Origin of the sequence: Rhizobium sp. CG4, from assembly GCF_023701965.1 — a bacterium.
Taxonomy (GTDB): domain Bacteria; phylum Pseudomonadota; class Alphaproteobacteria; order Rhizobiales; family Rhizobiaceae; genus Agrobacterium.
Genome location: NZ_JABAEG010000009.1, coordinates 164,232 through 184,061 on the forward strand (window position 1 = coordinate 164,232; position 19,830 = coordinate 184,061).

14 protein-coding genes are annotated in these 19,830 nt (G+C 46.9%); 5 read left to right on the forward strand and 9 right to left on the reverse strand.

Annotated features, from left to right (window positions below; all coding sequences use genetic code 11):
- Positions 1–8 precede the first annotated feature (8 nt).
- From HGO37_RS22105 to HGO37_RS22135, 7 genes are all read right to left on the reverse strand, one after another.
- On the reverse strand, positions 9–1,175 hold the full coding sequence (locus HGO37_RS22105; RefSeq protein ID WP_250985242.1) for a nucleotide sugar dehydrogenase: 1,167 nt from the start codon (positions 1,173–1,175) through the stop codon (positions 9–11).
- Between the two features lie 286 nt (positions 1,176–1,461).
- A complete protein-coding gene (locus tag HGO37_RS22110) occupies positions 1,462–2,352 on the reverse strand; it encodes a polysaccharide pyruvyl transferase family protein (protein ID WP_250985243.1) in 891 nt (296 codons plus the stop codon).
- Between the two features lie 90 nt (positions 2,353–2,442).
- Positions 2,443–3,954, reverse strand: a complete 1,512-nt coding sequence (locus tag HGO37_RS22115) for a lipopolysaccharide biosynthesis protein (protein WP_250985244.1) — start codon at positions 3,952–3,954, stop codon at positions 2,443–2,445.
- On the reverse strand, positions 3,929–4,873 hold the full coding sequence (locus tag HGO37_RS22120; RefSeq protein WP_250985245.1) for a glycosyltransferase family 2 protein: 945 nt from the start codon (positions 4,871–4,873) through the stop codon (positions 3,929–3,931). The genes HGO37_RS22115 and HGO37_RS22120 overlap by 26 nt, the downstream gene beginning before the upstream one ends.
- 152 nt (positions 4,874–5,025) lie before the next feature.
- Entirely contained in the window at positions 5,026–5,997 is a 972-nt protein-coding gene (locus tag HGO37_RS22125; RefSeq protein WP_250985246.1) for a glycosyltransferase family 2 protein, read from the reverse strand.
- 17 nt (positions 5,998–6,014) lie between these two features.
- Positions 6,015–7,172 (reverse strand): glycosyltransferase family protein, encoded by a 1,158-nt coding sequence (locus HGO37_RS22130; protein WP_250985247.1) that lies wholly within the window; start codon positions 7,170–7,172, stop codon positions 6,015–6,017.
- A gap of 559 nt (positions 7,173–7,731) precedes the next feature.
- Positions 7,732–8,619 carry a polysaccharide pyruvyl transferase family protein gene (locus HGO37_RS22135; RefSeq protein WP_250985248.1) on the reverse strand — a complete coding sequence of 296 codons (888 nt, stop codon included), beginning with the start codon at positions 8,617–8,619 and terminating at the stop codon, positions 7,732–7,734.
- A gap of 419 nt (positions 8,620–9,038) precedes the next feature.
- Between HGO37_RS22135 and HGO37_RS22140 the strand changes: the two genes are divergently transcribed.
- The 5 genes from HGO37_RS22140 (at position 9,039) to HGO37_RS22160 (ending at position 16,227) form a co-directional block, all read left to right on the forward strand.
- A complete protein-coding gene (locus HGO37_RS22140) occupies positions 9,039–9,767 on the forward strand; it encodes a family 16 glycosylhydrolase (protein WP_250985249.1) in 729 nt (242 codons plus the stop codon).
- Between the two features lie 378 nt (positions 9,768–10,145).
- Entirely contained in the window at positions 10,146–11,432 is a 1,287-nt protein-coding gene (locus HGO37_RS22145) for an O-antigen ligase family protein (RefSeq protein ID WP_250985353.1), read from the forward strand.
- 192 nt (positions 11,433–11,624) lie between these two features.
- The gene (locus tag HGO37_RS22150; RefSeq protein ID WP_259146864.1) at positions 11,625–12,617 is read left to right on the forward strand and encodes a glycosyltransferase family 2 protein; all 993 of its coding nucleotides are present in this window, start codon (positions 11,625–11,627) and stop codon (positions 12,615–12,617) included.
- Positions 12,618–13,163: 546 nt separating this feature from the next.
- Positions 13,164–14,933, forward strand: a complete 1,770-nt coding sequence (locus HGO37_RS22155; RefSeq protein WP_250985251.1) for a type I secretion system permease/ATPase — start codon at positions 13,164–13,166, stop codon at positions 14,931–14,933.
- Positions 14,920–16,227: an HlyD family type I secretion periplasmic adaptor subunit gene (locus tag HGO37_RS22160; protein WP_250985252.1), complete on the forward strand. Its 1,308-nt coding sequence runs from the start codon at positions 14,920–14,922 to the stop codon at positions 16,225–16,227. Before HGO37_RS22155 ends, HGO37_RS22160 begins: the two co-directional genes overlap by 14 nt.
- Positions 16,228–16,608: 381 nt before the next feature.
- Here HGO37_RS22160 and HGO37_RS22165 read toward each other — a convergent pair whose 3' ends face one another.
- Both HGO37_RS22165 and HGO37_RS22170 read right to left on the reverse strand, forming a co-directional pair.
- Positions 16,609–17,757 (reverse strand): glycosyltransferase family 4 protein, encoded by a 1,149-nt coding sequence (locus HGO37_RS22165; RefSeq protein ID WP_250985253.1) that lies wholly within the window; start codon positions 17,755–17,757, stop codon positions 16,609–16,611.
- A 105-nt stretch (positions 17,758–17,862) separates the two neighbouring features.
- The gene (locus HGO37_RS22170; RefSeq protein WP_250985254.1) at positions 17,863–19,155 is read right to left on the reverse strand and encodes a glycosyltransferase family 2 protein; all 1,293 of its coding nucleotides are present in this window, start codon (positions 19,153–19,155) and stop codon (positions 17,863–17,865) included.
- Positions 19,156–19,830: the final 675 nt, after the last annotated feature.

The following is a 19,830-nucleotide window of genomic DNA, read 5'->3' on the forward strand; positions in this document are numbered from 1 at the left end:
CGTAAGATTCAATCCACGCCAAAGATGTCACGCGTGTAAATCTTTTGAGCGACGTCAGCGATCTCGGGCGTAATACGGTTAGCCAGAATGACGTCGCTGCGAGATTTAAACTCTTCAAGGTCTGTGATGACCCTTGAGCGGAAAAACTCACTTTCCTGATAGCTGGGTTCGTAAACCACAACCTCAATACCCTTTGCCTTAATACGTTTCATCACGCCTTGGACAGAGGAGTCACGAAAGTTGTCTGAGCCAACCTTCATGGTCAGGCGGTAGACGCCGACAACCTTTGGAGACAGGCGTTGTATGCTTTCCGATATGAAATCTTTTCGCGTTGAATTCGAGTCGACAATGGCCCGGATCAGTGACTGTGGCACTTCGCTGTAATTCGCCAACAGCTGTTTGGTATCTTTGGGAAGACAGTAACCACCATATCCAAACGATGGATTATTGTAGTGATTTCCGATGCGTGGATCGAGGCAGACACCGTCGATAATGTCACGTGTTTCCAGCCCACGTGATGCAGCATAGGTGTCTACTTCATTGAAGTAGGCCACACGCATCGCAAGATATGTATTGGCGAACAGCTTGATTGCTTCAGCTTCGCTCGAACCGGTAAAAAGAACAGGTACGTCTTTTTTGTATGCACCTTGCAGTAGCAGGTTAGCAAAGGCTTTGGCGGCATCTGACTTGTCGCCAACGATGATACGCGATGGATGCAGGTTATCGTGAAGGGCCTTACCTTCACGAAGAAACTCTGGAGAGAATATGATGTTGCTGTAACCTGTCTGCTCTCGCAAACCTTCCGTAAAACCAACGGGAATAGTGGACTTGATGACAATACACGCCTTGCGATTAACCGCAAGCACTGCGTCGACTGCTGACTGCACAGCCGTTGTGTTGAAATAATTTGTTTGCGGATCGTAATTTGTCGGTGTTGCGATGATAACAAAATCTGCGCCGGTGTACGCTGCCGCACTGTCGGTTGTTGCTGACAGCTTTAACTCTTTTGTCGAGAGAAATTCTTCGATGTCCTTGTCGACGATTGGTGACTTGCGTGCTGCAACAAGATCAACGCGCTCCTGCAAAAGATCAACGGCGACGACTTCGTGGTTTTGAGCGATGAGTACGGCGTTAGATAGTCCAACATAACCAAGTCCGGCGACAGCAATCTTCATTTCGAAACTTTACTGATGGGCACGCTGAGATGTGTCAGGGAGTGCTAGTTAAGTCGTAAGGAATTATATTGACCTTAGGGGCGGTTTTGTCAATTTAGCCGTGTTGCCAAGCGATTGCGATTGAGCCAAACGAATGTTGGTTGAAAATTCGCGGCTGTTTAGTGTCTTATGACACTACAACGTCGTGGCTCAGCTTGCGAGCGCCATGAAAAATCACAGCATGGACGGTCTGAATTTCAGACCGTCTCTCGCGAAATGATGAAAGCAAGCCTACAATCTCTTCAGTTCACTTCTTGTGTTGAGCAACAAAACCGAAAACGGCCTCTTGTGCTCTTTCAGTTTGAAGCTTTATAGCACTGTCTGCACTTAATTGCGGATCAAGTTTTGCCAGTTGCAGCAGTCTTTGTGCGGCAATATATGTCAAGATTGCGTTAGCTGGAGCCGCCACTGCCTTTTTATTAAGCCGTCCCACGATGCTTTCCGGCGAGCCGCGTCTCGTTAAGCGCGTATAAAGCTCGGAAATGCTGGATGGCCAAAGTCTTGTTTGGCGCAATTCAATTGACAACGATTCAGCCCAGTCAAACCATTTGGCATGATGGCCGCTGTAAATTGGTTTGGCAGATATCCAAGGTGTTCTAAGAGCGTCTGCGACGATTGCTCCGTGCATGGCCTCTGTGATCAAGAGCTTCGCGCCCTTGATTTGCGACATGATTTTCTCGAGGTCGTCGGTTGGATCGATAAGTTTTACCCCAGCCAGTTGGCATGCCTTGGGCCAGAAGCCTCGCTCAAGACTTTCATAATGAGGCATGAAGGCAATCTCACACGGATCACTAGGTGGGGGTAGATCAATTGTGCGCAGAAGTATCGCGGTATCGGAGATAGCTTTTTCAGGAGGTAAACCGAGTTTCGCTGCCGTGCGCGGGCCTCTTACAAATACGACATTCCAAGAGCCATCACTGACGGGCGGCGGTTCCCCATATCCAGCATAACCTGATCCAATAACGTGTTTCTTCGCTTCCTGTGGGTAACCATGCTTATGGAGAATGGAGCCGATACCGAGGAAAAGTTCCGTGCTGTCATTATCCAGAAAGCCCTGGGGCAGCAATTTCTCCCACAAATAAGGATTCAATTCGTCGCCGAAATTTGGAACTGTACCTTTGAAATAAACCAGTTTCATTTGAAGCCTTTTATTTGGTCGATTTATTGATCGAAGTTCAATGTTGAAAATTGAGTATCACGTAACACGAGGCGAGCTTAATTGTGGTGCCTACGACCGTGTTTTCTTAAATACAGACTTTAAATTCGATATTTTATCTCGGGCAAAATAGAACGTTATGCAAACATAAATACTCGCTCCAAAAATTATCTCGAGGAGTAGGCGCACAATCTCTTTTTGCGTGCCGAGGTATTCATGCAACAAGCTTGTGCCTAAAAGCATTAAGATCGCTGCGGCAAGCGGAACCGTGAAGATTTTCAGATAAGACCATGTGTTCATTTGCAAGATTTTTGCAGTCAATACAGCTGAGACAGGCCAGTATAGCAATGTTTTCAGCGCAATAGCGAAAACCATAATCCCTACGCCAAAACTGTAGGAAATTAATACGGTTAAAGCCGTCAGTAATTGATTGGTCGCCATGTACCACATCCACCAATCAACTTTGCCCTGACTGCGGATCAAAGACGATTGCAGCACACCAATTGAGGTTAGAAGGCCTATTACACAGAAAGCCTGCAACGGTAGCACGGCATCAACCCACTGCGTTCCGAATACGAAGGGGATTAAGTCGCGGGCGACAACGGCTAGTCCTAGGAAAACTGGAAATGAAACTGCTGAAGATACAAATGTGGCCGATAAAAATACTTCTCTGAGTTTTGTTTGCTCTGTTCTAAGTGAAGAAAGAAGAGGAAAGGAAACCGAGCTCAAAACACCAACAATAAGCTGGCTGAGTATCTGGTGAATACGCTGAGCAAAACCGTAAAGGCCAAGAGGCGTTGTTCCAAGAAGAAAGCCTACCATTACCTGGTCGACGCTTACTGTTGTAAGAATGCGGTTTCCAGACGCAAAAAGTCCAAATCTTTTCAATTCAGAAAGAGATGCCTTGTCTACGTGCAGACTTGGTTTCCACTTTACAGACAGAAAAGCGGCTACAGAGGCGGCCATTGCCGCTGACAATTGAGAAATAGCTAAGGCCCATGCGCCATAACCCATTGCGAGAGTCGTGAGACACACAACCGCGGAAACAACTGCGGCCAATGTCGTTCGAAGCGCTAGTCGATCAAATGACATTGAGCGAGTGAGCAGGGCATTTGGCACAGTTGCTGCCAGATCGAAAATTACACGAGCGCCAATAACGGCAATAAATGCCGCTAGCTGCTCTTCACCAGACATGCCTGATAATGGCCACGCCGCAAGAAGTAGACCGCCGTATATGATTACGGCTGCCGCTACGCAAAGCCAGAAAACACTGTCCAGGTGTTTTTTTTCGATATTAGTATTTTGTACGATTGCTTCGCCAAATCCAATTGGTGCAATCGCGCTCGCGAAACTGGCAATACCTGCTGCGAACGCAACGACGCCGAATTCGGCGGGCGACAGATAGCGAGAGGTAATCGTAAATACGCCAACGCTCACGACCAGAGGAACTAGGCTGTTCATCGTCGACCATGCGACACCAACGATGGCGGCTTTAGCGCGTCCGGATTTCAAATGCTGATAAGAATCGCCGGCCTGTTGTGAGGGAAGCTTGTCTTTCTCACCTGGCATTGGTGTTTTTTCCATCCGTGAGCGTGGCTCCATACTGTTCGATTTCCTGGGCGCCTACCAACGCGGAGAGCACGCCAATGTGGAGCGCGCCCCTTATATAGTTTCGCCGCCAGGATACGGGAGAAAAAACAGTGAGCGCCGCGCCGGAAAAACAATACGCCGCCTTGAAGCTTGTGATTAGAAAAGCGTAGGCGCGAGCTATGGCCTGCTTTTTCTTTTTCAAGAGGATTTTGCCGTGTGTTTGACCCGAGCGATATCTCCGTGTCGCAAGCCATTTTAAACTTGCCCGAGAAGACGGCACGATCTCCTCCACCCAAGCATTTTCGGCATAAGAAATCCGACCGCCGTTGCTGTAGATCCGATCGAAGAAGTCAGTATCTTCTCCCCCACTTTTGCCCCGACCAATATCGAATCTTAGCTCGGAAAGTGTAGGCTGGCGCATATCCAGAAGGGAGTTGCACGTGTAGCCCGTTATGATTTCTCCATTTACAAACGTGGGGAACGTTGAGTGAAAATTGCCTTGCACCATCCAGTTTGGCGAGTCTTTGGAGAAAATTGCTCTTACGGGACCGAGAACGGCATGGGCATTGTTTTTTGTTGCCACATTCATCAACTCGATAAGCCAGTCAGTGGTAACGGTTTCGTCGTCGTCAATAAATGCCAGGTAATCGCCCTTTGCCGCGCCAAGGCATGCGTTTCTTGCGATAGAGATATTGCTAGCGGGCGCGTGAATGTACCGGATAGGGAATGGAAACCCCACTGCAGATGCCTCAACCAGTTCGCGGGCACTTGGCGTAAAATCATTATCAGCGACAATAACGTTAACGTTCCAGCTCTTGTCCGTTTTGATACCGGAAAGAGATCCTAGCGTAAGTGTTATTTGAGGCCGTCTAAAGGTACATATGCAAATCGTAATTACCGTTTCCGGCACCATGAATAATCATCCACTTATTTGAAATTACGTTTTTTATCAAAGCTCTAATCAATAGGCTTTTGACCATACACGAAGTCGGGTTGTTTTCATAGGACGCATAACGGAGTTCTCTCTGGAACTCACGTTACACGTCATCACAGCTATCAGCTTGTTTAGGTGTAGCTCTTTTTTTGCATGCCAATTATCTGGAGCCAAAAACCAATCGACCATGCCATGTGCATGATCATGATTGGCAGTCCGGACAAAAGGGCGGCAAAACTGCGTTCGCGTGCCATTGTGAGAACCGCAATTGCAATACAAATTCCTGCCCAGAGAGAAAATGGCAAAGCTGCAACCGGGTGGATGACGCAAAGCGCAACAAGAAAGGCAGACGGAGCAACCAACAAGGGTACCATCTGTCGAATTTTAGGAATTGCGCGATGTTTCATGATGTTTCTGGCGCGGCCTCTGCCGTAACCAAGATATTGCCGGAAGAGGCTTTTCGCGGTTCGACGTGGGTAATAAATCATCCTGGTCTTGTCAGTCATCCATATTTTATGCCCGGCATTCAGGAGGCGGTAGTCGAACTCCGCATCTTCGTTGTGCGTGAATGTTTCGTCATAGCCATTCACACTGCGGAACGCATCAATGCGCATTAATGCGTGGTGTCCGTGATCCACCCAGCAACCATCCGAACCTACCCGGTGCTTTGACCCTCCGGTACCAAGTTTGGAGTTTTGAGCAATCGCCGTTGCCCGTTGAAAAAGACCAAAACCTTCTGTTTTCATGGGAACAACAACTGAACTTGCGCCAGTTTTCGTAGCTTCTTCCATCAGGATTTGGCAGTAATTTTCCGGATAACCGCCGTGAGCATCAATCCTGATCAGATATTCTGCACCTGCGCCAAAATGCTCTACGGCGAGGTTGATTGCCGAGCTTTGTATTTTCTTTTTGTTGTCCAGAAAAAATACATTGTCGTACTGATTCTCTTTATATTTTATTTCTTGAATAGTCCCGTCTGTGCTGCCGCCATCGACAACAATCAAATCAGCACCGATGAGAGTAGCCTGCTTGGCCATGCTGTCGATGATTGAGCTGATGTGGTTTATTTCATTCAGGCAGGGGATAACGATGATGTTTTTCAATTTTATCTCCTAATATTTTATTCTAAAATCGTGATTTGAGCGGACCCGGTTCGCTCTTTACTAATCTCGTCTACCAGGCTGCTGCATGATGCCTTGGTGAAAGTGAACTTTCGCGGATCACTTTGCTGAACACGTTGCTTAAGTTTGTCTGCTTCTAATGGCGTAATCTGTGAAAAAATGTCCCGTAAAACCTCGGGAGTTGCCTCTTTCACCGTTAGCCCAATTGCACTATTTTTCAAAAAGTTTGCAGTCTCGGTCCCGTTTACGGCAATCGGCACTCTGCCATACCGGCAGCCTTCATAAATTCGATTTGGCAAAAGCCAACTCGAATTCAATCCTTCTTCAAAAAAGTCGATCGCCCAGATGAAGTCCACGTCTTCATAAATCGATTTTAAATCTTCGGGAGACTTGTACGCACCTTCAAACGACAAGTAAGGTTCAGCCGCCACCTCAGCATCGAAGTTATCGAATTCCTGATAAGCAGGCTTTCCACGCAAGACAACCTGGACCTTGCCATCCATCATTCGCGAGAATGCGCTCAATATGGCGAGAGATTTACGGCATCTCAATATACCGAACCAGCCAATTCGCCATGTTGGCGCAGCAGAAGAATTGCGCTCTGTTACAGCGGTAGCATCGTTTTGTTCTAGATCGAGAACCTTGTTTTCGACCAACAATACAGGCTTCGTCAGTTGTTGTTTGGGTTTGAAGTAATTAGTCAAATAAGCAGGTGAACTGGTTATGAGCATTGATGTGCTACGAAGCAACCATCGTTCGACTGCTCTGGCGAATTTTCCTAACGTGCCCTGATTGAGCATGATCCTGTGTATATCCAGGCACTCATAAACGATTCTTGTCGCTGACCTCGAGGAAAAGGTGACGCGTCTCGCGAGCGCCAGCATTTCCAGATTTCTTGCAATAATCACATCGTATTTTTGGTTGTGGAGCTGCGTAACAGATCTACTGAAGAGAACCTTTAGAACTCTGTCGCCAAATTTGCCGTCTCTGGTTGTTCCAAGAACTATCGGTTGGCAGCCTTCAATATCTACGGCGCCGGAAGATTGTTCTCTGACAAAGCCGGCCACCGATACTGTGGCATTGCCTGCCTTCAGCATCTTGATACGTTTTCGTACCGCTGAGTCTGCTAAATCGTGAACAAGATATAAAACGTTCATAACATCAGTTCTTTTGTGTTTTCGTCGTTTCAAAATGATTATGTGCGGCTCGGCAGCGCTGTAGACGATAGAATTGTAGTTCAATGAAGGCGCGCAAGGTCGGAGCAGCGGCTATTATGTAAAATACAGTCCTTGTGGAAAATTAATAAGTTAACGCGGGTATTAATTCTAACCTATACTGATTATGGATATTTATATTTAGAATTTTATCGGCATCTTAGTTTATTGTAGAGCGTTTGGAAAGTTGACATTGCTGTAGAAGTTAACGGGTGTTTTTTCTTACAGTTGAGGTTCCCAAAGCGCCTTTTTAATGTGTAGTAGACTGCTCTTATGAAGCCTGTCTGAAAAGATTGTGTCACCATCACGGCCAGGCCATCGCCGCTTCAACACGAGAGACCAAGCTGTTTGCTCTAAACTCAGTTTCGCAACGGCATTTCATCGAACATCAAGGCAAAGCAGTAAGTCAGATTATAGTTCTTACATCAGAGATTTTCGCGGCCGACAAAAAGTCAGGCCGCGAATTCATCGGTAAATCATTTTATTTTAACAGCGTTCTAACCTAAGCGCGACCGGCGACAAATTGATCGAGGGCAGTTGACGCTCTTTCTGTGGCGCGCGCTATGTCGCTATCCTGGCTGAGTTGTGGTTCGACCGAGGTAAGCTTTTGTAGTTGACGAGCAGCGAAATGGGTGAGGATTTGGTTGAAAGGTTTCGCCAATGCCGATTTGTTCAACCTGAATGCCCTTTGGCCATGGTTTTTGCGTGTCTTCGAAAGCCGAAGATGTGCTTCGAGCAGGCTCGAAGGAGCGAGAGCGTGTGGCCGTAAAGAAATATTCAGCGATTCGGCCCAGTCTAGCCACTTCATCTGATTTTCGACATGTATCGGTTTTGCTGCCACCCAAGGGGTTCGCACTGCATCAGCAACAATGGCACCGTGCATCGCTTCGGTGATGAGTGCCTTTGCGCCGCGAATTTCTGACAGGATTGTTTCGACATCACCGCGTGGATCGATGAGCCGAATGCCAGCCAATTTGCAAACCTCGGGCCAAAAGCCTCTGTCGAAGCTGTGAAAATGCGGCATGAAGGCGATATCAAGCTTCTTTTCAGGCGCGGGCAACTCCAGAAGCCTCAGCAAAATTGCGCTGTCACCGATTGCCTTCTCCGCAGGAATATCCAACAGGGCGGCTGTTCTTGGGCCTCGTACAAAAACCACATTCCATGAGCCATCATTCATGTTTGGCATGTCGGTATATCCGCCATAGCCAGAGCCGATAACATGCTTTTTCGCGGTTTTAGGCAGGTTGTTCCAAATGATTGAGCCAATTCCCAGAAACAGTTCGCTTTCGTCTTCATCCAAAAAACCGGGCGGTACCAATTTGTGCCACATATATTCGTTTAGTTCGTCACCAAAATTTGGCACTGTTCCCTTGAAATAGGTCAATTTCATAAAATGATCTCCGTATAATTATTCTGATATTATATGTGGCGACGCGTATCACATTAATTTTTAAATCAAGGACATATTAAGTTAGTACGGCAATTATGGTCGAAGAAAAATTGGGATTAGTAGTTTTTTGCAGTGCTGACGCCTCTTTGACTTTGTTCTAGCCGTTTTAGGGCGTTTGTTGCGGGATGCCTTAGATTGAGTTCAAAGCGACGGATTCTGGGTTGCCCTCACATACACCACTTTTTTATAGTGATTTGCGCACCGGACCTCTCCGACGCGTCGTTCTGTTTTTGGGAGTGTATTACCTGCGCTCCTCGGGTGGGTATTTGACGTAGTGCCCCTTCGTTATGCCAATTTATTTTCGCAGACATAAGCTGCAAAGAAATCCATGTAACCAATCAATTACGAAAGGTAGACAAATGATGACTAGGCTACTCCCGTTCCTTTTCGCATTTCTCGTTCCGTTCGCGGTGTCAGCGCAATCTCTCCCAAGTTGGGCCGGAGTTAAACTTGAAACCTGGAATTACACCAATGATTTTTTTCCTTCGCAATGGGGAGAGGCAAAGCTCGGTGGGTATAACTGGCAGGCTGCCAATGCGAGCATATCTGGCGGCACTCTTCTGTTAAGTGTTTCCGAAAAAGCATCAGCTCAGGTGCAAGCTAATCAATATTATAGCCACGCGCTCTGGGAAATTGACGTCGTCCTACCCCAGATGCGTTCCGGTCTTGTTGCTGCGCCTCTCTGGTTGATGAGCCGCGACAAGTCGGACGAAGTTGATTTCGAGTTCCTTGGCACCAAGGGGCTTACGCTTACAACGTGGACCAATGTTAATGGCGTTAAGTCAGCGGTGTGGAGCAGGGGGCCCAATCAGCCGATTATTCCCGGAAATCTCTCTGGCAAGCGCTACAAATTGGGCATTGAGTACGAGGCTGGTAAGTCGATCACCTACTATGTTGATGGCCAGAAGCTAATAACAATTACTTCAAATGATACCAAAGGATCATTTCCGTCGTTACCAATGAAGGCATTTTTCGACCTTTGGGCCGCCAATGGTGTAGATCCTGGCTGGGCCGGTGCTTGGCAACCCTTGTCAGGTGGCGAACAACTAACCATGCAAGTCCTCGGCTACAAGGTCACCGCATTGTGATAACCATACTTTCGATTTGCGTTCGTATAGGATGGAGCGTGTCGATATCGATTTTTGTGGGTTCCCTCACTGTGTAAGTAAGACAGGGATTTAAGGTGTCGCAAGGTGCAGCGGTGAGGGCTTAAAGTCGTTACCGCTGCGTCGGTGAAACATGACGACAAATTACGTGTCGCGTAAGAAAGTCGTACTATTGCCGATTTCGCGATTATGCTGTGAGTTTGGGGAAAAAATATTATTGGAAATGTGGTCGCGGTTTGTGACGTTATATTGAGGACAATGATTCATTGCTGACACATACACGAACGTCGCCGGATTTATTGCAACAAATTTTTACCTACGGGGTAACGGCTACAATGATTGGAAGTTAGTTTGAATATTGTGTCAAAAAATGCTCGTAGAGGAGAGAGTTCCGGGCTTTCTGTAGAGTTGTGGTTGTTTGCAAACGCTTTTTTTTCGATTCTCGCGTTGATGCTGATTCCACTTGTCGGAAATCTTGGAGCTGCAGGTTTCATTCTGTTCGGGCTAGCTTTTTGTATTGTACGATTTCCATCGATTGTCAGTGATGCCGCGAAATATAGCCATCTTTTGATACTTCCAGCTTACTGCATAATTTCGGCGTTATGGTCTAATTATCCTGACATTACCTTCCGCTATGCAATTCAACTCTTAATAACGTTGAGCATAGCTATAATATTTGCGACGTCGCTGAGTTCGACCAAATTAATACGCGCGATTTTCTACGCCTATCTGATAGGTTGCGTTATATGTGTCTTGATGGAATTGGCTGGTAATCGAGGGCAAGCATGGGCTGGATTTTTTGGAAGTAAAAACGGATTTGCCGCTCTTGCCTCCATTTTGTGGATACTATCTTTTGCTGTTCAAAAAATGCCGGAAATGCGGATGTGGAGGCTTGTTGCACTAGGCTACATTTTTGTTGGGCCGATCTTTATTGCTCTTGCTCAGTCCGCCGGAGCCATTCTGGCAATTATGCCTATCCTGGCGAGTATCGTTTTTTTTCGCATGCTTGTAAGGATGTCTCACACGGTAAGGATCATAGCGACCTTCGCTCTGGTGGCTTTTTTTGTAATCATGGGATCAATTCTCTCCACGTACTCAGAAGAAATAACATCGAGTGTGCTGGAGTATTTTGGAAAGAGTCCCGACTTGACGGGTCGCACAGAGCTTTGGGATTACGCCTATTATCTGATCGCCAAGAATCCGCTGTTTGGAGTAGGTTACCGAGGTTTCTGGGTGATCGGTAACGCGGACGCAGAAATGCTTTGGGCCGAATTTGATGTTCCATCTGGTGCCGGATTTAATTTTCACAACACCTATATCTCTAACGCCGTGGAGCTTGGATATGTTGGAGTGGCAATACAAGTAGCAATATTGTATTTGGCGCTCTACAGAGGTTTCAAGCTATGTGTTTCAGCACCTTCTGCAGACAATGTCCTATGGTTCACGATTGTCGCATTCAGCATCTCTCGTAGTTTCAGTGAGGTGACATTTTTTACTGAGTTTACTGTCCAATCATTCTTGCCATACATCGCGTATATAAAAATTGCGCAAAGCTCTCGCGCTTTAAGAGAAGCATCGAACGTCCCTACGGAGCGCCAAATCATCGGGCGTCAGCCGTATCGGATTAATGGGTTTCGTCGAGGGTAAAGCACGTTGCATGTGTCGTATGAGGAGGCAGCAAGGTGTTTTTTGCAATGAGGCTTCGCGTGCCGGTTATCTAGGCGTTGCCATCAGATTGGCAAAGGGTTACTTCTCGGCAAAGCACATCTGATTATATTTTGTTTGAATTGAATAATCTCTTTTTCCCGTTTTCAGGGGCAAACTATAGGGCAAATTCTAATGTTATCGAATGAATTGGTTCACGTTCGCACTCCAACTTACCGCAGGCCAGTTATGCTGCGTCGTGCATTAGAGTCGCTCATCAATCAGACGTGGTCCAATTGGATTTGTGATGTTTATGATGACGATCCGGATGCCGCAGGCCGAGAGGTTTGCGCTTCTCTCAATGATGACCGTATACGCTACAACCACAACTCACCGCAGAACTTTGCCTCTAAAAATATCGACCAGTGCTTCACGAAAAAGAATCCTCACTCAGCAGATTTTTTCTTCGTATTAGAGGACGATAATTTCGTATTCGAACGATTTATCGAGGAGAATATAGAGTTATGTCATCTCCACAACGTGAATGTCGTTCTACGTAACCAAGTGATTGAAACTGCCAGTGGAACTGAGAATGCCAGATTAAGTGACGTGGGAGTACTGAACCATCTTTTTAAGGAAGGGCTGTATCCGCCAGAAAGATTTCGGCTCTCGCTGATCACTGGTATAGGTGTGTCAAATGGTGGCTTGTTCTGGTCACGGCATACGAAAAGCACACTAGAAATTGGTGTAAAGTGCACCGCTACGGCGCAAGAATATCTCAGAACATACGCTATTAGCGAGCCTGTTTACGTAGCTATGACGCCGCTTGCTGCTTGGGCGGAGAATGCGGAGCAGACAACACGTAATGCCGAAATTGATGCTTCCTATCTCAAAAGAGAACTGGACCTCAAAAGGTGTATTCAAAGCTTGCAGCGTCTGGCGTGGCTTTCTGCGGGCAAAAATGAAAAAGAAAATTATATTACAAATGAAGCATTTCGTTCCAGCATTTCCGAAAGAGAATATGGTTTGTTAAAATCGTTCCTTATCGGATTTCATCAGTCACATGCACTCACGTTCCGTGCGAAGCTGAAAGCGATGTCGCGAGGTTTGTTGATCCGCGTTGTGGGAAAAAATTACCCGGAGTTTTACGAATTCTTGAGTAAGGTAAGGCATCCCACAATCCCGTGAAAAAGCGCAGCGCTAGCAGTGTTTGCGGAGATTAATGCCTGTGAAGATGCGGCGTGCCGTCGGTAGGCTTGTCTAAATTTCATGTCGTTTTAAAGGTTTAGTCGTCCGGTCAACTGTAGGCACTAACGACTTGGCTCTAAGATATCGCGTCAGAGAGGAGCGAGGCGGGCGTCTGTGCGTCGCCCGCCGCTATTCGCCCGTGCCCGTACATGGGGACGAGCATTTCTTCCTTGTCACGTCAGGCCGGCTGCTGCTTTAGCGTTGGGTCGTCGAGCCTTTGTCGTTGGTAACGTAAACATTGCAATTGTATTTGTGGTTTAAGGAGATACAGCCTGGGTTTCTTTTGAAATCTTGAGTGATTTTGTGTGATAATCCATGAATCGCAATGCAGTGTTGTAAGATTTTGTTTTTTTTGTTTGCCGCGGCAGAAAATTAATCATTGATATTAAGCAATACATAATTTTTTATTTGTGTTTTTTCGCACAACATCTAATAAGTCGATTTTATTTGCCGTAGATACTAACGGTCTTTTCAATCGGTATTGTTATGAAATTTCATGCGAAATCTATGGCATTTAGCCTCTTCTTAATGAGTTGCGTCATCAACATTCTGGTGATGACATCACCCATCTTTATGCTACAGGTTTACGACCGTGTGCTTGCCAGCGGAAGTGTGCCAACTTTGTTGGGGCTGTCACTTCTCGCGATCATCCTTTACCTCTTCCAATTTATTCTGGACACAACGAGATCGCGACTGCTTTTACGAGTGGGTGAGTTATTCGATAATGTGTATTCGAAAAAAGTCTACACCGCGATCGTTCGACGTCCATTGACCTCGCGGATGACCGGCGACGGTCTGCAGCCATTGCGAGACTTGGATAATGTTCGAGGCTTTTTTGCCGGCCCAGGGCCCGCTGCGATTTTCGATCTGCCGTGGATGCCATTTTATCTTGCTGTCTGTTTTCTTTTTAACTTCTGGATTGGCGTGACTGCAACGGTTGGAACATTTCTGTTGATCGCCCTGTCTATTCTGAACAGCTTTTTATCCAAAAAGCCCATTCAGGAAACAATTACAAAAAACATTACACGTAATAGTCTTGCCGATTCTGCACGTCGTAATGCTGAAATTATCAAGGCGATGGGCCTCGAATCCCGTTTTCGGGACCAGTGGATCAAATCCAACCTCGCCTACATCGAAGAAAACAGAAAAGTCGGCGACGTTGTTGGCGGAATTGGAATTTTGTCGAAGACTATCCGCATTGTCCTGCAATCTGCGATATTAGCGGTTGGCGCATGGTTGGTCGTAGATAGACAAGTGACGGCCGGCGTTATGATCGCAAGCTCAATTATGATGGGACGCGCACTCGCACCGATTGAACAGGCTGTTGCAAGCTGGAAATCCGTGCAGATGGCATTTCAGAGTTGGAGAAAGCTTACGGCTTCAACTGCAGAAATTGAACTGGAAACGGAACTGACGGCCCTTCCGCCTCCGACCTCGCAACTGAGACTAAGTGGCATCGTCATTGTACCTCCTGGTGAAAATAGACCTTCCGTATTAGGCGTTAATTTTTTTGTTAATGCTGGCAGTGCAGTTGGTGTTGTGGGAGCCTCCGGGTCAGGTAAATCAACCTTGTCGCGCGCCATCGTCGGCGCTTGGAAACCGGCAGCTGGTGAGGTCCGAATGGATGGCGCGAATATCCAGCACTGGGACCCTCGTGCTTTGGGGGAACACGTTGGATATCTCCCGCAGGGGATCGAGCTATTCAACGGAACGATTGCAGATAACATTGCTCGTTTTGAGGAAAATCCAGACGAAGCTGCAATTATTGAAGCTGCCAAGATTTCTGGTGCGCATGAAATGATATTGCAGTTTGAAAATGGCTATCAAACCAATATCGGCGAAGCTGGCAATGCACTGTCCGCAGGACAGCGTCAGCGTGTTGGTCTTGCTCGCGCTCTTTACAAAAATCCGTTTCTGGTTGTCCTGGATGAGCCAAACGCCAATCTTGACGCAGAAGGTGAAGCAGCAGTTGTCCGTGCGATTTTTGCTGTTCGCAATCGCGGTGGCATTGTGATTGTTGTTGCGCACAGGCCGAGCGCAATCAGCGCTGTGGATTATGTTCTGGTGATGGAAAACGGCAGGCAGAAGGCCTTCGGACCGCGTGATGAGGTGCTCTCAAAGGTTCTTCAGTTGCCCAACGCCGCGCGTGCTTCTCAACCGAGCCAAAGTGGGCAGCAATTCAAGATCGTTGCAAAGCAAGATTTGCATATGACCGAAGAAAACAACACTTCGGAGATCCCAAGTGAACGACATTGAAGACACACAAGCCTACAGCTCTATCAAACGGCATTTTCTGGTTGGATTCGCTGCGTCCGTTTTGCTTTTCGGCGTGGTCGGCACTTGGGCTGCCCTGACGAATATCGCAGGCGCTATTGTCGGGTCGGGGCACTTCGTTGTTAATACGTACGTAAAGAAGATACAGCACCCTAAAGGTGGCATCGTTGACGAAATCTTGGTCTCTGAGGGGCAAGTCGTCAAAGCTGGTGAGACACTTATGCGTCTGGATCCTACGCAAGTACAGGCAAGCCTGGCCATCGTGAGCAAGCGTCTTGATGAACTCAATGCGCGCCGGTTACGTCTGGAAGCCGAGCGTGATGACAGAGACGGCTTTGCACCTGACGAAGCGACGGCACCATTCGCGCTCACAAACGACGTGGACGAGGTAAATGCCGAGAAACGTATCTTTACGTTCAGAAAAGAGTCCCGCGAAAGTAAAAAAGCGCGCCTCAGGGAACGTATTATCCAATTCAATCATGAAATTGATGGACTCAAGGCACAGGAAGTCGCCTACAGCGATGGACTTTCTGTGCTTCATTCAGAAATTACCTCACTGGAGGGGTTGCGAAACAAGGGCGCCGTATCTGTTCAGAGACTTAACAGTCTGAAGACACAGGCTGCGACCTATGGCGGTGAGCGTGGTGAGAAAGTTGCCTTCCAAGCTCAGGTTGCCGGTAAAATCACCGAAGCTGAGCTTGAAATCCTCGCGATTGATCAAGATTTCAGGACTGAGGTTGGAACAGAACTTAGAGAAGTTCAGGCACAGATCGGCGAGTACGTCGAGCGAAAAATCGCTGCCGAAGACGATCTCAAGCGTATCAACATTATCTCTCCTTTGAGCGGTACTGTGCACGAACTGACCGCTCATACGGTGGGCGGTGTCATCACGCCGGCGGAAACGATTATGCAGATTGTTCCTGTTGGAGACGAGCTTGCCATTGATGTGCGCATCCAACCGAAGGACATTGATCAGGTTAGGGTTGGCCAGTTGGCATTTCTTAGGCTTACAGCCTTTAACCAACGCACTACACCGCAAATGGAAGGTGAAGTCAGCCGTGTCGCTGCCGATCTCACGTTGGATGAGAGAACTGGTATGTCGTATTATGCGGTGCGTATATTCCTTCGCAGAGATGAAACTGAGAAGCTTGGCAGCCTTGTTCTGGTGCCTGGCATGCCGGCTGAAGTTCTTATTCAGACCGGTGACAGAACAGTTCTATCCTACCTGATGAAGCCGCTCAGAGATCAGCTGGAAAGAGCCTTCAGAGAGGAATAGTCAACGTGCTGCACGGCCTGTTGTCAGGAGTTGTACTCGCATCGCGAAAATATGGTAACCTGTCGAGAATTGACACACGCCTGAACAGTCCTCGTTGGAGTGTATTTTAGGCTTCGAAATAAAGCTCTTAAAAGCGAACAAACCTAGCACCCGGTAATTGAGCGAGCGCCTTCTGTCTGCCGAAAGAAGGTTAAATACCTGTTGGCTAGTTACTCATCATTCTCCGCCTGGAGAGAGGTGAGACGACTGAGTTATTGAGATCGTCGAAGGCGGTCTGCGCGGATTTTTGGGTGTGTCACGGTAGGATCGCTAATTCGCATATTGCGATTGTGGAGCACCCCTAAGGCTTGTTGAACCAATAATAAAAATCTGCATACAGCTCTATTTTCTATCTAATACGACGTTATACAATTCGTCCCAATACGCACTCGCAGTATTTGCATCAAAAAAGTCTTTTGCGGTGTTGTGCGCGGCTTTGCGCATGTTAGCGTATTGATCTGGATTTGTGATTTGTGTCAGCTTCTTTACTGCGCCGGTTGCCAACCTTTCGACATTGCCAGCGAATAACTGCTCGAAATCTGCATTACCACGACTATTAAAGTCCGGACGCCAATCTGGTGCGCCTTGGGTCGTGGCTGGTGCCAGCGAAAATCCATTGACGCCGTCCGAGATAAACTCCGGCAGCGCACCCTGGTTTGTGCAAATAACAGGCGTTCCCTTCGCCATAGATTCTATCGCGCTGTAGCCGAATGTATCTGCGAAGGTTGTGAGCAACGAAAAATGGCTACGCTCCAGCAGCTTCATGACTTCAGGGTTAGGTAGCGTCTTATGATGTCTCACATTTGGTAGCGAGAGCAACCGAAGATATGGGGTGTAAAATTCTTCACGCGATGGGTCCGTCCAGATGGAGCCACCGCATTGCAAAGCTGAAACAATGTTAAAAACATAAGGAAGCTTTTGTTCGAAAGCCAGCTCTGCCATTCGCAGAACCGTACACCCACCTTTTCTGGAAAAGTGATTTCCGACAAACGTCAGATTGATTTCACCCTCCCAAACCGGTCCGTGGTTGTTCCACTCAGGAATATCCATATTGGGATATCGTATGTCGAGTTTCCCCCTCAGTAGCGACCGCTCTTCGTCTTTTAGATCGGCGTTATCTAACGCTTCGATGAAGTTGTTTTGAGCGTATCTGGAAATACCAACAATCTTCTTGCAACGTCTAGATAGGAGCTGACCGTACAGAAACTTTTCGTATGAACTGCTATGATTGCCGAAGAAGCGAGGGAGATGAGACTCGTAACCGATCACAAATCTTTTGGCGTTTAACGGTATGCGGTTGAATGCGTGAATTAAATCGGACGACAATGTGTCGACCGGATTGAACACCGTAAAGCCGTCAAGTCCACCTCTTATCCTGTTGAAAGGAACGAAACGTTTGCGTTTTACGTTGTTTTTCGAATGACGAGGCCCGCTGAAATCCCAAGGATAACCTACAGGAGCAAGAATATTCAATTTTGAGCGATTAACCACTGACTACTTACCTTGTGAATCGTCTTAAAATATTAGTTTTGGCTCTGGTGTATTTGAAAATTAACGCTTTTCTCTATGTCTTTTGACCCGACGGGTATATGCGCTTTAGTTGTTGATCGGCGTCAGTTTGGTTCGTTTCTCAGGTGCAGGGATAAAACCAGAGTAGTAGTAACCTGCTGGATTATTGTAAAGCAGCGCTACGGTGTTCAGGCCCGAGAAACGGGCCAGTCGCTGGTGTTGTTTCTTTTGTACGTCGTATGGTTTTTCCCATAAAGTGGCTATGTCTTGTAAATCAGGAACCGCTTCGATCAGAAGCGTCGAATTGTGCTTTAATGCGAAGTCATTTGCTGCGGTCAGGTCGACGGGGAGCGTTTGCGTGTCTTCAAAAAAAATCGTAATTTTTGCTTGGGTTTCAGGAGCGACTTTGTCGCGACGCTTAAGTAATTTGGCTGTTCGTTCACCAAATATTCTGGCAAATTTCCCGATAAGCCCCGGGTGGCGGATCGCCAGTTTCGCACCGGAAACAAAATGCCGAGCTTTGATTTCGGCAACGAAACGCTCAAATAAGAGCGCGTTATTGAGTGAGCGTATGTTCGCATCGAAGATTTTTTCGACGCTATTGCTGAATGGTCCGTGAGCAGAACGAATTTTTTCGTGGCTGACAATCATTGCTTCCACGGTTTTCACTGACAATCGATAGGAAATAGAACTGTTGTGTCGTCGGTATAGATAAAATGGTTGCGGTATGACGGTATATCGTGCGCCTTTGATAAGCAGCCGCAAAACCAATTCATAGTCTTCGCCAATTTTCAAAGTTTCATCGTATCGAACTCCCTTGAGGATCGTCTCACGAAACATTGGTTTTAAATAGCCGAACGCAGGTGCGTTTTGGTCTTGATCTCCAAGATAACTGTCCAGTGTTAGATTAAAAGGTTGAGAAAAATACCGTCCGCTTAGGAGAAAGGATACGTCGTTGCTGTCGGACGTGTTAAAGTGGAGTAGGTCATCTGCGACGATATCAGCATTAAAATGATCAGCAGCAAGCAACAGTTTTTCAAACCTGCATGGATGGAGCAAGTCGTCAGAGTCAACGATCGATACCCATTCACCGCGTACTTCGTCTAGCGCTCTATTGCGAGCCCTTGCTGGTCCTTGATTGATTTGAGATGTCAGCAACCTAATTCTATTGTCAGACTTCATCATGTTTCGGACGATTTCTACACTGCGATCAGATGATGCATCGTCCGATATGATTAACTCTATCTCTTTGATGCTTTGCTGCAGGACCGAATTAATTGCGTCCTCAATATATAGCTCGCCACAATAATTTGCCATCACTACAGATATTAGCGGTTTAATGAACTCCGTGCTCACGTGAGTTTTGTTTTTGTTTTCCAATGTAAATACCCGTATTTTTATAGGCTATAATATAATGTTTGCACTACGAGATACTGTTCTTTTGTGGTTTGTATCAGGTGTAAGCTGGTGCGGTGTTGTATTGTTTAAAGTCATTAATTTTGAATGCGGGTCGATGTTTGGTTTCCGGATTGCGCGGTGACCGTAAGATAATTGGCTTGAAAATATGCCAACTGCCGCATCGCTGTCAATTTTAGTGGGCGGCGGTTGTCTATTGTGTCTTGCTCTGCTGATCGATATTTCACCATTTTCTGGCATGGACTAGGAGCAGATGCACCCAATTATTAATTTGGTGCATGGTTTTTCTTGGCGATATGACGCCGGAATAACGCCGCTTAAGTGGCTAATGTAATTCATGAAGCCGATCTACTGGCTAAATTGCATCGGTTGTTTCGTGCGTTGGGGGCATTCTGAGAGTCCGATAGATCTGCCATCTGTTACGGCTGAAAACGACCACCCTCTTTTATGAGCGTCATGGTGCCCCTTTGCCAGACACTTTGCGCTCGCATTTATTCATTGCGATAGCATAGATGGAGCCTCGGCTAGCTTTTCTTATTATTGTCAGGGCTTTAAGCGTGATGATTGCGGCTTCTTTGGTGGTGGCAGAGAATCAACGTAGAACTGTTGAGGGTATTTCTCAGTTGTTCGTTTGAGTCT

Excerpts from the sequence above, each read along its gene's own strand:
- HGO37_RS22105 (WP_250985242.1), bottom strand. The coding sequence starts at position 1,175 with ATGAAGATTGCTGTCGCCGGACTTGGTTATGTTGGACTATCTAACGCC.
- HGO37_RS22110 (WP_250985243.1), bottom strand. The coding sequence starts at position 2,352 with ATGAAACTGGTTTATTTCAAAGGTACAGTTCCAAATTTCGGCGACGAA.
- HGO37_RS22115 (WP_250985244.1), bottom strand. The coding sequence starts at position 3,954 with ATGGAAAAAACACCAATGCCAGGTGAGAAAGACAAGCTTCCCTCACAA.
- HGO37_RS22120 (WP_250985245.1), bottom strand. The coding sequence starts at position 4,873 with ATGGTGCCGGAAACGGTAATTACGATTTGCATATGTACCTTTAGACGG.
- HGO37_RS22130 (WP_250985247.1), bottom strand. The coding sequence starts at position 7,172 with ATGAACGTTTTATATCTTGTTCACGATTTAGCAGACTCAGCGGTACGA.
- HGO37_RS22135 (WP_250985248.1), bottom strand. The coding sequence starts at position 8,619 with ATGAAATTGACCTATTTCAAGGGAACAGTGCCAAATTTTGGTGACGAA.
- HGO37_RS22140 (WP_250985249.1), top strand. The coding sequence starts at position 9,039 with ATGATGACTAGGCTACTCCCGTTCCTTTTCGCATTTCTCGTTCCGTTC.
- HGO37_RS22150 (WP_259146864.1), top strand. The coding sequence starts at position 11,625 with ATGTTATCGAATGAATTGGTTCACGTTCGCACTCCAACTTACCGCAGG.
- HGO37_RS22155 (WP_250985251.1), top strand. The coding sequence starts at position 13,164 with ATGAAATTTCATGCGAAATCTATGGCATTTAGCCTCTTCTTAATGAGT.